Annotated in this window: 10 protein-coding genes; 2 read left to right on the forward strand and 8 right to left on the reverse strand. The window is 34.5% G+C overall.

Annotation, left to right across the window (positions count from 1 at the left end):
• Nucleotides 1-437 precede the first annotated feature (437 nt).
• The 3 genes from mnmG to FFWV33_RS04450 form a co-directional block, all read right to left on the reverse strand.
• The gene (gene mnmG / locus FFWV33_RS04440) at nt 438-2309 is read right to left on the reverse strand and encodes a tRNA uridine-5-carboxymethylaminomethyl(34) synthesis enzyme MnmG (RefSeq protein ID WP_108739797.1); all 1872 of its coding nucleotides are present in this window, start codon (nt 2307-2309) and stop codon (nt 438-440) included.
• Nucleotides 2310-2514: 205 nt separating this feature from the next.
• A complete protein-coding gene (gene ybeY / locus FFWV33_RS04445) occupies nt 2515-2934 on the reverse strand; it encodes an rRNA maturation RNase YbeY (protein WP_108739798.1) in 420 nt (139 codons plus the stop codon).
• Nucleotides 2931-6245, reverse strand: coding sequence for a hypothetical protein (locus FFWV33_RS04450; protein WP_108739799.1), 3315 nt, complete (start codon nt 6243-6245; stop codon nt 2931-2933). The genes ybeY and FFWV33_RS04450 overlap by 4 nt, the downstream gene beginning before the upstream one ends.
• Nucleotides 6246-6404: 159 nt before the next feature.
• Between FFWV33_RS04450 and gltX the strand changes: the two genes are divergently transcribed.
• The gene (gltX, locus tag FFWV33_RS04455; protein WP_108739800.1) at nt 6405-7916 is read left to right on the forward strand and encodes a glutamate--tRNA ligase; all 1512 of its coding nucleotides are present in this window, start codon (nt 6405-6407) and stop codon (nt 7914-7916) included.
• Nucleotides 7917-7993: 77 nt separating this feature from the next.
• Here the strand turns inward: gltX and FFWV33_RS04460 are convergent, their stop codons facing one another.
• Complete coding sequence (locus FFWV33_RS04460; protein ID WP_108739801.1) at nt 7994-8635, reverse strand: outer membrane beta-barrel protein; 642 nt, start codon at nt 8633-8635, stop codon at nt 7994-7996.
• 87 nt (nt 8636-8722) lie between these two features.
• On the opposite strand from FFWV33_RS04460, the gene FFWV33_RS04465 reads away from it, so the two are divergent.
• Complete coding sequence (locus FFWV33_RS04465) at nt 8723-9709, forward strand: SPFH domain-containing protein (RefSeq protein ID WP_108739802.1); 987 nt, start codon at nt 8723-8725, stop codon at nt 9707-9709.
• A 34-nt stretch (nt 9710-9743) separates the two neighbouring features.
• Here FFWV33_RS04465 and FFWV33_RS04470 read toward each other — a convergent pair whose 3' ends face one another.
• From FFWV33_RS04470 to FFWV33_RS04485, 4 genes are all read right to left on the reverse strand, one after another.
• Complete coding sequence (locus FFWV33_RS04470) at nt 9744-9998, reverse strand: DUF6327 family protein (protein WP_108739803.1); 255 nt, start codon at nt 9996-9998, stop codon at nt 9744-9746.
• 3 nt (nt 9999-10001) lie between these two features.
• Nucleotides 10002-10352 (reverse strand): competence protein, encoded by a 351-nt coding sequence (locus FFWV33_RS04475; protein ID WP_108739804.1) that lies wholly within the window; start codon nt 10350-10352, stop codon nt 10002-10004.
• A gap of 32 nt (nt 10353-10384) precedes the next feature.
• Entirely contained in the window at nt 10385-10714 is a 330-nt protein-coding gene (locus tag FFWV33_RS04480; protein WP_108742452.1) for a YtxH domain-containing protein, read from the reverse strand.
• A gap of 609 nt (nt 10715-11323) precedes the next feature.
• Nucleotides 11324-13447, reverse strand: a complete 2124-nt coding sequence (locus FFWV33_RS04485) for a glutamine--tRNA ligase/YqeY domain fusion protein (RefSeq protein ID WP_108739805.1) — start codon at nt 13445-13447, stop codon at nt 11324-11326.
• Nucleotides 13448-13514 lie beyond the last annotated feature (67 nt).

Genomic DNA, 13514 nt, shown 5'->3' on the forward strand with positions numbered 1-13514 from the left:
AGTTTCACGTGGAACAATGTTTGGTATTCTTTTGCAGTATTCTTTTGCAGTATTCAGTATTCAGTCGCAGTTGTCAGTCGCAGTTGTCAGTCGCAGTTGTCAGTCGCAGTATTCAGTTACAGTTGCAGTTGTCAGGCACAGTATCCAGTATCAGTATATCATCTGAGTGTAATATTAAAACCCTCTGCTTCCAGCATAAGCTTACACATTCGAAACATTTAAACTAATTACAAAGTAAACTCAATAATTGAAGCCTAATACTCAAAACTGAGACTGAGACCGAAGACTGAGACCGAAGACTGAGACCGAAGACTGAGACTGAAGACTGAGACTGAAGACTGAGACTGAAGACTGAAACCGAAGACTGAAACCGAAGACTGAGACTAAAGGAGACTGAGATTCAAAACTGAGACTGAGACCGAAGACTGAGACTGAAATCACCTTCCCATATACACTAACAAAACAGAAATATCACTTGGCGATACTCCACTTATACGTGAGGCTTGCGAAATGGTTACTGGCTTTATTTTACCCAATTTTTGTTTAGCTTCGATAGACATTGATTTAATTTTGGTATAATCAAAGTCTTCCGGAATTTTGACATCTTCCAAACGAGTTAGCTTATCGGCATTGTTTCGTTCCTTTTCAATATAACCTGAATACTTTACTTGAATCTTTGCTTGCTCCAAAATTTCTTGGTCGACATCATTATTTTCAATGTACTCTTTCACTTTATCAAACTTCTTCATATCTGATAAATCAATTTGAGGTCGTGAGAAAATCTTAAACATTTTATCTCCTTGCGAAATCGTAGCAGTTTCTTTTTCGATTAAAATTGGATTGGCCTCTCCTACCGATACACTTGTATCTTTGAAAAAATTAACCATTTTTTCCGATTCGTTGAACTTATGTTCCATGCGACGCAAACGAGCTTCGGATGCTAAACCAATTGCATTTGACATTGGTGTCAATCTGAAATCGGCATTATCTTGTCGCAAAAGTGTTCTGTATTCCGCACGTGAAGTAAACATTCTGTATGGCTCTTCCGTTCCTTTGGTAATCAAATCATCGATCAAAACACCGATATAAGCTTCATCACGTTTCAAAATCAACGGCGCTTTTTCATGCACTTTTAAATGCGCATTGATACCCGCCATCAATCCTTGAGAAGCTGCTTCTTCATATCCTGTTGTTCCATTAATTTGTCCAGCAAAATACAAACCAGAAACCAATTTAGTTTCGAGTGTATGCTTTAATTGTGTTGGAGGAAAGTAATCGTATTCGATTGCGTATCCTGGACGAAAGAACTTCACATTCTCAAAACCGACAACAGAGCGCAATGCTTTGAACTGAATATCTTCTGGCAAGGAAGTTGAAAAACCATTTACATAATACTCACAAGTTTTCCACCCTTCCGGTTCGATAAACAATTGGTGACGTTCTTTATCAGCAAAACGATTTATTTTATCTTCAATCGAAGGACAATATCTTGGTCCTAAACTTTTGATTCGACCGTTGAACATTGGCGAACGATCAAAACCTTCTCTCAATATGTCGTGCACCTCCAAAGAAGTGTACGTCATATGACAAGACCTTTGATGAATCAAAGGTGAGGTTTCATCGGAATACGAAAATTTATCTGGTTTCGCATCTCCTTTTTCTTCGTTCATTTTCGAAAAATCCAACGAGCGACCATCCACACGCGGAGGCGTTCCTGTCTTCATTCGGCCAGCTTCAAAACCAGCATTCACCAAATCTTCGGTAATTCCGTAAGCTGCACTCTCCCCTGCTCGACCTCCTCCAAATTGTTTTTCTCCAATATGAATCAAACCATTCAAAAAAGTACCATTGGTCAAAACCACCGATTTGGATCGAATCTCGACTCCAAGCGAAGTTTTGATTCCTTTGATTTGACCATTTTCGATAATCAAACCTTTTACCATTTCCTGGTAAAAATCTAAATTTGGTGTTCCTTCCAACATCATTCTCCACTCTTCTGCAAAACGCATTCGGTCTGATTGAACTCTCGGAGACCACATTGCTGGACCTTTTGATTTGTTCAACATCTTGAACTGAATAGCAGTCTTGTCAGACACGATTCCAGAATACCCACCCAACGCATCGATCTCCCGAACGATCTGTCCTTTGGCAATTCCACCCATCGCAGGGTTGCAAGACATCTGTGCGATGTTCTGCAAACTCATGGTCACAAGCAAGGTTTTCGAACCCAAATTTGCAGCTGCCGCTGCCGCCTCTGAACCAGCGTGACCGGCACCAACTACAATTACATCATATTCTTCTTGAAACATTTTTTTTATTTTTGATTTAGGATTCAGGAATAAGGATTACATCCATATTCTTAAATCTATTTATATTGTTCCACGTGAAACACTGGATTAGGGATTAATGATTTTTTGATTTAGGATTAAAAATATATATAAACGTTCCACGTGGAACATCGCAACAAATATCCTTCTACGAATTTTAAATCAAGAAATCTCTATTCCTTAATGACTAATGTTTCACGTGGAACATCTTCATTTTTTCTTCTTCCTTTGAACGCATTAAAGCCTCGTCTTTCTCACCTTTGTCTTTGTACCCGCAGTAATGTAAAATACCATGAACCAACACACGCTTCAATTCTTCATCAAAAGAAACCTCAAAGTCTTTAGCATTATCAATTACACGTTCAATCGATACATATACATCTCCATGTAATTCATTACCCATCGAATAATCAAAGCTAATAATATCTGTAAGCGTATCGTGATTGAGGTACTCCAAGTTTATCTTGTGCAAGTACTCGTCATCACAAAATATATAATTGATTTCACCTTCTTTTTTACTTTCAGAAACTATAACAGCAGACAACCAAGTCTCATATGCTTCTTCGTTTTCTAAAACAAATTCCTTTTCGTAATTAAAACTAATCATCTTTTATTAAAATATTCTTGAACTTTCTGTTCAAAATTAGAGCGCAAAGGTAACGATTGTCTGTTTAAAATTTCAATACTGTTCAAATATTCTAGTAGCTCATTTGGTAGCGCATTAGAACGATTTTGAAACTCCTTTTTACCTGATTCAGACTGACGTTTATTATCTTGGTTTTGCTCTTGAATAGCCGTCTCCAATTTCAATAATTCTTGCTTAACATTTAAGATCCTTTGCAATACTTCATTATTAAATCCCTTGTTTAATAATTGTTTTTCGATTTGCTTCATTTGATCAAGAGCACTGTTACCACGATTGCCTAAACCCTTTTTATTTAATTCGTTTTCTAACGATTCACGCAGTTCTCGTTGTTCTTTATAAATCTCCATTATCTCTTTTGCATTTCCTTCGCCGTCTTCACCAGATTGTCCATCTTTCCCACTGCCAGCTTCACCCGCTTTTCCTTCCTTTCCGTCTTTACCTTTACCAGATTCACTACCCGATTTCATACCATCTTTCATCTTGTCCCCTAAACCTTTTTGCTTTTTAATTATATCGGCTAACTGCATCCCCATCCCTTCACCTTGACCTGGTTTGGGTTTACCTCCAGCTTTACCAGATAGTGACATTTGCATATTAGATAGAATTTCGCTTAGAAAATCACCCAACACATTGGCGGAAGTGATAGCGTAGTGTTGATATGAAACTCCCTTAGAAATTTGAGAGTTAGTAAAACTATCCAGCGATTTATCCATATTGTACTGCACAGCTCCTACTTCCTTAGTGATTTGCTCTGCTATTTTTGGATTACGTAAGGACATAGCAAACAAACTATCATCAACATGTTTAAACTGCACCTTCAAATTTTGCTGTAACTTAATATTACGATTTAATGATGGAGCACCTGAATTCACAGTTCGAAATTGGCGCATTAAATCTTCCTCAGAATTGGAGAAGGCAAGCAAATTATCCAACACTTGACGTAGCATTTTCACATCTTCCTCCAACTGTTCTTTCTCACTATCTCCTACACTTTGTTTCCTTTTTTGAGAAAGTGATTTAATTTTCTGAGCAGCCGATTTTTGTTTTGGCTTAGCCTTAGCAGTATTGTTATTATCCAATTCCTCCTTGGCTTTGTCCATATCATCAGCAATACTCTTTTCTAACTCCTCCTCTTTTGGGAGGTCCAAACTAGATTTTAATTCTTTATTTTCTTTATCCAAGGATTTTAAATCCTCTTTAATTTTGTTGAATTCCTCTTTGATTTTATCTTGCTTAGTCGATGCATCCTTACTAGCATCTTCCGCCAACTTATCTTGTTTGTCCGCAAGTGAATTTAATTTTTCAGCTAGTTGTTCCGCTTTTTTCTCTACATAATACTTCTTAGTTAGCTCCACCAATTGCTCTAAACTCTTGGTTTGATTTTTACTGTTTTGTTTGAACTTATCTAACTTCTGTAATAAGTCATCATTTTTTATTTTCTCATTTAATTCTTTTAGTTCTTTCAAAAGCTTTTCGTTTTTATCTAAATCTTTTTTAGTTTCTTCTAAACGTTTTTGCAATTCCTCCTTAAATTCATCTTTTTGTTTAGGATTAGTTTGATCTAGATTCTCCTTCATCTTATCAGTAAATTGTTTCATCAACTTATCTTGCTTCTTTTGACGTTGAATAAAATCATTTACGTTTTGCTGTTCTTTAAAATCAAAATTATTTTTCTCTTTACCCAATTGTTGCAACTTATCCATTACGGAAAATTGTTTCGTCTGCTCTTTCAATGACTTTTGCAAACCATCAATATTTTGAGATTGCTCTAGTAAATCTTGATCTGCTTTTTCTACATCAGTTGCTATTCGATTAGAAAAAACTGTAGATTTAGAACTTTTAAAATGATGTAAAATATCATTGTCATACACTTCAAAATAGTAATCATAGTCCACCCCTTTTTGTACAGGCAGGTTTGCCGGAAAAGCAAATACAAATTGATCTACTGTTTTTCCTTTCAATGCAATTGTTCCACGTTTGGCAGTGCGTTCTTGCCCGTGTACATAATACACGACTTCTAATTTATGCAAACCAATATCATCTGCAATTTGACCCAAAACATATTGCTGCTTCATCTTCAAACTATCAGGAGCAACGCCTACATTGATAGAAGGAAACTGATCTTTGACGGTTTGAAGTTGATAATGCAAATTTTCAAAGTTTTTAATCGCATTATTAGAAGTAATAATTTGATATTCTGTACTTTGACTGATTATTTTGCTAAAATTAAAGGAATTATCCGTTTTATTGAAAACAGAAGCTTTATTATCTTCTACGAAATCTACTTTTTGGGTGGCTATAGTACTTAACTTCCAACTTACACGTGTACCTTCAGGCAGGATAGCATTACCTGAACCCTCAATAATTTCGGGTTGCCTGTTAAGATAAGAGGGGAAATTTAATTGCATAACAAAATTAGAGATGGCCGGTACTTGAACAACTTTCACAACATAATCAGGAGAACTGATCCCGTTGGCCTCCACGTGAAACAAAACAGAGTTGGTAGGTTTGCTCAAAGTATATTGAAAAATACCTGACTTAATGGATTCTAAAAAATAACTTTCGTCACCGATATGAATACTCGCATTCTCGGGAACTACATTACCAACTGTTTTAACTTGAAATACAAAATCTTTTGATTGTTCCGTAACCATGTTCTTATTCAAAACGACAAATTCGAAAGGTGCCGGTGGACTGAATTTTTGATTGTAGTGCACTACCCTATTTAGACTTTGAGAAAAGATTTCATTATTTCCAGAAAAATAAAAGACTCCAAATATTACCACTGGAACCAATGCTAGAGGTAAAAACTTCTTATTCGAATTAAAATTAATAGCATTACCAAACGGAATTGGTTGCAATACATTTGCTTTTTGCTGAATAGATGCTACCACTAACTCTGAATCAGAATTGGACATTGCACCATCAGCAAGTTGCAAAAAATTTGTCAATTGATCTTTTACCTCTGCAAAATGATCACCAATAATTACTGAGGCTGTTTTATAATCTATTCCTTTTTGCAATTTAAAAAGTTTGAAAAGCGGAAATAAAATGAAACGTAACAATAAAAACCCTTCTACAAAAACAAATATCCAAAACAATAGCGTTCTAGCAGCCGGACCCAACCACAAGAAGTACTCCACAAAAAGCGTAAATATCAAGTATAGCAACCCTAAGCCTACAAAAAGTAAACTACCACGAATGAGTTCATTGGTGTAGAATTTTCGAATAAAAGCTTCTAACTTTTGATATATGAAATGTGATGCCTCCAAGATAATAAGGGTCTAAAGTTTGTAACCAATAAAAGTAATAATTTAAACGGTATTAGAAATGTTAAGAAACAGCTATTTTTCAAAGCAATAGCGATAAACAAAAATTGAATTAATCCGTTTAACTAATTGAAATCGTATCTTTGCACAAAATTTAAACAAATGTCAAAGCAAGTTAGAGTGCGATTTGCACCAAGTCCAACAGGACCATTACATATTGGCGGCGTAAGAACCGCACTATTTAATTATTTATTTGCAAAGAAAAACGGTGGTACTTTCTTTTTAAGAATTGAAGATACCGATCAAAACCGTTTTGTACCAGGTGCCGAAGAATATATCATGGAAGCACTTGAATGGTTAGGAATTACACCTGATGAAACTATTGGGAAAAATGAAAAGTTTGGACCTTATAAACAAAGCGAAAGAAAGCATTTGTACCAACAATACGCAGATCAGTTAATTCAATCAGGATGGGCTTATTACGCTTTTGATACTGCAGAATCACTTGACGCACATAGAAAACAACATGAAGAGCAAGGCAAAACCTTTATCTACAACCACCATAATAGAGAAAAATTAGATACATCATTGGTTTTATCAACAGAAGAAACTAAGGCACGTATAGCAGCAGGTGCTGCTTATGTTATTCGTTTTAAAACTCCGGTAAACGAAACCTTGCATTTAGAGGACATCATTCGTGGTGAAGTAAAATTTGATACAAACTTACTTGATGATAAAGTTTTATTTAAGAGTGACGGTATGCCAACCTATCATTTGGCAAACATTGTTGATGACCACTTGATGGAAACATCACATGTAATACGCGGTGAGGAATGGTTACCGTCTATGCCACTTCACGTGTTATTGTACAGAGCTTTTGGTTGGGATGCACCAGAATTTGCCCATTTACCATTAATTCTAAAACCAGTTGGTAACGGAAAATTATCAAAAAGAGATGGCGATAAACTAGGATTTCCTGTTTTCCCATTGGAATGGACAGACGCTTCAAGCATGACACAATCGTCAGGATATAGAGAAAAAGGATTTTTCCCAGAAGCTGTTGTTAACTTCTTGGCGCTATTGGGATGGAATGATGGTACAGATAAAGAACTATATTCACTTGAAGAATTGGTTGCAGCATTTGATTTGAAACGTGTACATAAAGCAGGTGCAAAATTTGATCCTGAAAAAAATAAATGGTTCAACCACCAATATTTAGTACAAGCGGATGATGAAAAACTTGCAGCCGACTACGCTCCTATTTTGGCAGAAAATGGATTTACTCCTTCGATCGAAAAAATAACGAAAATTGTTTCTTTGATCAAAGAGCGTGCACATTTTGTATCTGAGTTTTGGGAAATGAGTGATTTCTTTTTTGTGGCACCGTCTGAATACGATGCTAAAGCTAGCAAAAACTGGAAAGAAGAAACACCAGCCTTGATGCAACAATTGATTACTATTTTGGCAGCTATCGAAGATTTTACATCTGTGAATATTGAAACCATCGTAAAAGAATGGATGACCACTAATGAAATTGGAATGGGTAAAGTTATGCAACCTTTCCGATTAAGTTTGGTTGGTGCTCTCAAAGGTCCTCACCTATTTGATATCGTAGAAGTAATTGGAAAAGAAGAAACGATTGCAAGAATCAATACAGCGATTACTAAAGTGTAATATTGCCATACTATAAAAAAAGGGATCCTATCACATTACGATAGGATCCCTTTTTTTATTACACGTAAATGAATGCTTTAAAAATATATAATCATATTTCCGTTCCACATACTCACGTTGCCTTTGAAGTTACTAACAGTTGTATTCGAATTAAGATTACTAAAAATATTTGTTAATCCATATTGATAGGCAGCTCTAAAACGGATGTGCTTCCCTCCTGCTGTTACACCAATTGTGGGATAAAAATTGATTTTTGAAATGTCAACAATATCTTTTGCTAACAAGGTCGTACCCGTTATTAGATTATTTTCTTGATTGGCATTGAGGCTTAATTTTCCATTGGCTTGTATAATCGGTCCAAACTCAACACTTAGATGATTTTCTAGAATGACATAGCTAGCTTGCAAAGACAATTGCGCACCTGGCATTTTGTATTTAACATTTTCGTCAATAATTCCGATCTTTTTAGTGGCCACAGAAAAGGCGCTTTCGCTAAACTGAATACTGTATACCATATCCCAATTGTTGTAGAAATTGCCACGGATAGACAAACCCCCATTCCAACCTAACTCAGGCATGGTTTTGAAATTGTTTGTGTTCACCGTAGATTGGTTCACACCCACCGTTATCCCAATTCGATTTGAATCTCTATAACCATATTGTGCATAACTACCAATAGTAATCATTAGTAGGAAAGCATTAAAAATTGATTTTTTCATACCTAATTGGAATTATAATAATCTAACAACGCAAACCTAAAGTATTTTTAGTAATTTAGAAGAATTATCAACCATAAAAAACAAAAAATGGGCACTACATTAGTTATATTATTAGTTATTGCATTATTTGTACTCTTCTCCTCCTTCTTCACTGTGAGGCAACAAACAGCCGTAATTATCGAACGATTCGGTAAATTTCAAAGCATTAGACAATCAGGACTACAATTAAAAATTCCGGTTATTGATCGCGTTGCAGGACGAGTGAATTTAAAAATCCAACAATTGGATGTTATTATCGAAACCAAAACAAAAGACAACGTATTTGTGAAACTAAAAGTGTCTGTTCAATTTATGGTTGTCAAAGAAACAGTTTATGATGCTTTTTATAAATTAGAATATCCACACGATCAAATTACCTCCTACGTTTTTGACGTTGTGCGCGCCGAGGTTCCTAAATTAAAATTGGATGATGTCTTTGAACGAAAAGACGATATCGCAATTGCTGTAAAAAGAGAATTAAACGAAGCTATGACCACTTATGGTTATACTATCATAAATACATTGGTTACGGATATTGATCCAGACATTCAAGTTAAAAATGCAATGAACAGAATCAATGCTGCCGATAGAGAAAAAACAGTAGCAGAATTTGAAGCAGAAGCATCACGAATTAGAATCGTTGCCAAAGCCAAAGCAGAAGCAGAAAGTAAAAGATTGCAAGGACAAGGTATTGCTGACCAAAGGAGAGAAATTGCTAGAGGTTTAGTCGAAAGTGTTGATGTGTTGAACAGAGTTGGTATCAATTCTCAAGAAGCATCAGCTTTGATAGTTGTAACACAACACTATGACACATTACAAGCAATTGGTGCCGATAGCAACTCAAACTTGATCTTATTGCCTAACTCGCCTCAAGCAGGAAGCGAAATGCTCAACAACATGGTAGCCTCTTTTAGCGCTTCAAACCAAGTTGGTGAAATGATGAAAAAGGGTAACAAGAAAAAAAGAAAAGAAGAAGATGATTATAAAACTCCAGAATATCTTGAACCACCAACGGATGAAGAACAAGAAGATTAATGATTAGCGCACCCTACTCCATAAAAAAAGAAGCCTATTGGCTTCTTTTTTTGTTCATCATCCATTTTATAATCAATGGAACTGCTAACTTGTAATAATTGCTATATGAGCCCGTAAACGCTCCCGTAAAGCCATCAAAAATATTTCTTGTGATTCCTGATGGTGTAAACTGTTGTTTCGTCTTCTGAACTCCTAAAATAATCTTTTGATAATTAATTTGCTTCTCAATATCTAGAATTTCAAGATCTGCTTCTATTTGTTCGAATGAACTATATATTTTCTTCTCCATAATTTAACTATTAAAAAACAACGAAGAACATTTTCTTAACAATGGTCCTTCGATTAATCTTCTTTTAAATGCAAACAATAGCAATGTAACCAATACATACAATCCAGCTACAGCCGTAAAACCTAAGGCATAGCTATCAAGATACGTACTCAATACAAAGGCTAGACCTAAAGATCCAAAAAACATAAACATCAAAAATGAAATGGCCACCAAAGTAAATTTCATAATAGAAATACTTGATCTCATAATTATCTTGAAAACCTTAAGCTTATAAAAAGCTACACTGTGATCCGCGTAATTTTTGGCCTGCCCTTTTATATATTCTGCATTATCTTTTAACTCTTCAAAAGCCATATAATGTTTTTTTAATTTTTTAAAACTTCAATTTATTTTTGAAGCTTTGCATTTTTATCCTTCAATTCTGATAATTTAATTTCAAGAAATGAAATTACATCTTCAGTTTTGTAGCTCATGTTCGAAAGTAAATCTTCGTAACTTCCTTCTAGGTCTACTTTTTTACTTGAAATTTTTGTTTTAACTTCCTCAGAAAGTTTATCAAATTTTTTCTTTAGATCTTTTTCTGCATCCTTGTAACCATCTTTGATTTTAACTCTTGTTTTTGATCCTTTGTCTGGAGCAAATAAGATTCCTACTCCTGCTCCTATGGCAGCACCTGCAGCTAGTGCTAAAATTGTTTTTCCTGAATTATTAGACATAATGTTGTTATTTTTTAGATTTGACATAAAGATAGCATTTAAAAGCCTTCAAAGCAAGTATATGCCATAGAATAAACAATGATTTAACAAATAAAACCTGAACCTAAGTATTTCCGTTTGGCTTGTAAAGCCTTTCTCAAATATAAATGGAACAATTCATTGTTGTAAAACGTTTTTTAAATAAAACCATAACATAGAAAATAAAACAATTCTTAAACGATTCAATATTTTTTAATTCGAAAAATAGAAAGTACTTACTATTTATATTTTCGAAAAAATTTAAAAATGACAATCTTATTATTCGAAAAAAAAATGTCCGTCAATTTGCCTCAATCTTAACGACCAATTGACCATTATTTGCAAAAAGTCAAAAACAGATATTTCAATTCAAAAAATGAAGTCGAAAATGGAAAAATGGAGTCGAAAATAAAAATAAAGCCTTTTAAAGAATTAAAAATAAAAAAACATACAAGTAGCTCGGATAATTTTTAAATTAAATTAAAATTAAGCTATTAAAGTTATTTTTAATAATAATTATCTATTGAAAAATAAATAATTATCGAAAAATTAAATCATAAAAAAAAGCACTTAAAAAAGTGCTTTCTATAATTATAATTTATTCAATAATTTTTCCATATATTCTTTTTCCCGCTCGGTGGTACTTTTTGATGGATTGGCTTCCAACTTCAAAATTTCGTCTTTAAAGCTATTTACAAAATTAGGATCAAAGTCCAAATCGTATACATTCAAAATAGCTCTTAAACGAACAAACGAAGATTCACTACGGAGCGACATCGTAATTAATTTTGAAAGATCTTCAGTATCATAATCAGAAATCTTCAAAGAAGAATATTTCAAAATCAAATTGGCAAACAATAAAGAACTCTTATTATTGTTTATATTTTTTCGAAAAGAATTCTGCAACAAGCTGTAATTTGAAATTCCGCTTAAGGTCTCCCCTATTGCTTTTCTTATCACGATTCGCTCTTCTCTACTTCCAACTTTGAAAAATTTATTAATATCCTTCAAAGAATTGTTGATACTATTGGTTTCTTTTTTACCTTTTTCTTCCCAAGCATCTTTTAATCCAACGGTCTTATTGATTACTATTTTTTCAGGAGTTGAGTCCTTATCTACAGCAAAATAACCTAAACGTTGAAACTGAAACTGATCACCAACTTGCGCTGTAGCCAAACTTGGCTCTAGGAAAGCAGTTGAAACAGTCAAGGAACTCTCGTTCATAAAATCAAGAAAGTTTTTCTCCTTGTGACTATCCGGAGCTTCATCAATAAACAAACGATCGTACAAACGTACCTCTGCCTCAATAGCATGCGCTATAGAAACCCAGTGCAAAGTACCTGCTACCTTGCGTTGTGAAGCTTCACTACCGCTTCCGCTACGGCTATCTTCATCATAACTTACTTGAATTTCTGTTATATTTCCGTCTGCATCTTTGGTAACCGATTCTCCTTTAATAATATAACCGTTCTTCAAACGGACTTCATTTCCTAAACTTAATCTGAAATATTTAGGTGGCGCTACCTCTAAGAAATCTTCTCTTTCGATATAGATTTCTCTAGAAAAAGGTACTTTTCTAAAACCTGCACTTTCATCTTCTTGGTTATTTTCAGCATCCAACAACTCTTCTTTTCCTTCAGGATAATTGGTAATAACTACTTTTACAGGATCTAAAACCGCCATCACACGAGGTGCAACTTTATTTAAATCATCTCGCAAACAAAACTCAAGTAAAGAATAATCAATTATATTTTCACGTTTTGCAACACCTATAGTTTCACAAAACTTACGTATTGCATTTGGGGTATACCCTCTTCTACGTAACCCAGAAATGGTAGGCATTCTAGGATCATCCCAACCATTAACAATTTTATCTTGAACCAATTGCAAAAGTTTCCTTTTACTCATTACAGTATAATTCAGGTTCAAACGTGCAAACTCATATTGATGTGGACGCACTTTGTTATCATCATAAATTTGATCCAAAAACCAATTGTATAGTTCTCTATGCATCACAAATTCAAGTGTACAAATCGAATGTGATACTTGCTCGATATAATCACTTTCACCATGAGCAAAATCATACATTGGATAAATCTTCCAATTATCACCTGTACGGTGATGATGACGATGTAACACTCTATAAATTAAAGGATCACGCATCAACATATTGGTAGATGTCATATCAATTTTGGCACGTAAAACATGACTTCCTTCTGGATAATCACCGTTTTTCATTCCTTCAAACAAACTTAAATTTTCTTCAACAGACCTATTTCTATACGGTCCATCAACTCCTGGTTGGGTTGGCGTTCCTTTTTGAGCGGCCATATCTTCAGAGGATTGACTATCAATATAAGCCTTTCCATCCTTAATCATTTTGACTGCCCAGTCATACAAATGCTGAAAATAATCGGAAGCATAACGCTCCTCGGCCCACTGAAATCCTAACCATTGCAAATCTTCTTTGATAGCATCTACATACTCTTGCTCTTCTTTGGCAGGATTGGTATCATCAAATCTTAAATTTACTGGTGCATTGTACTTTAACCCTAAACCAAATTGCAAACAAATAGATTTTGCGTGACCTATATGCAAGTATCCATTAGGTTCTGGAGGGAAACGGAAGCGTAATTTGTCTTGTGGAAAACCATTTTCTAGGTTTTCTTCAATGATTTGTTCTATAAAATGCAGTGATTTATCTTCGGTAGCCATTATTTTGTTTTATTTTTGTAAAGATAAAAAAAGCTACTTCAAAATGGTTTAAAGTTCAAAATTTGTC

It is taken from the genome of Flavobacterium faecale (assembly GCF_003076455.1).
In the GTDB taxonomy this organism is placed as follows: Bacteria; Bacteroidota; Bacteroidia; order Flavobacteriales; family Flavobacteriaceae; genus Flavobacterium; species Flavobacterium faecale.

What these genes read in the sequence shown, in the direction of transcription:
- mnmG (WP_108739797.1), bottom strand. Translation starts at nt 2,309, where the DNA reads ATGTTTCAAGAAGAATATGATGTAATTGTAGTTGGTGCCGGTCACGCT.
- ybeY (WP_108739798.1), bottom strand. Translation starts at nt 2,934, where the DNA reads ATGATTAGTTTTAATTACGAAAAGGAATTTGTTTTAGAAAACGAAGAA.
- gltX (WP_108739800.1), top strand. Translation starts at nt 6,405, where the DNA reads ATGTCAAAGCAAGTTAGAGTGCGATTTGCACCAAGTCCAACAGGACCA.
- FFWV33_RS04460 (WP_108739801.1), bottom strand. Translation starts at nt 8,635, where the DNA reads ATGAAAAAATCAATTTTTAATGCTTTCCTACTAATGATTACTATTGGT.
- FFWV33_RS04465 (WP_108739802.1), top strand. Translation starts at nt 8,723, where the DNA reads ATGGGCACTACATTAGTTATATTATTAGTTATTGCATTATTTGTACTC.
- FFWV33_RS04470 (WP_108739803.1), bottom strand. Translation starts at nt 9,998, where the DNA reads ATGGAGAAGAAAATATATAGTTCATTCGAACAAATAGAAGCAGATCTT.
- FFWV33_RS04475 (WP_108739804.1), bottom strand. Translation starts at nt 10,352, where the DNA reads ATGGCTTTTGAAGAGTTAAAAGATAATGCAGAATATATAAAAGGGCAG.
- FFWV33_RS04480 (WP_108742452.1), bottom strand. Translation starts at nt 10,714, where the DNA reads ATGTCTAATAATTCAGGAAAAACAATTTTAGCACTAGCTGCAGGTGCT.
- FFWV33_RS04485 (WP_108739805.1), bottom strand. Translation starts at nt 13,447, where the DNA reads ATGGCTACCGAAGATAAATCACTGCATTTTATAGAACAAATCATTGAA.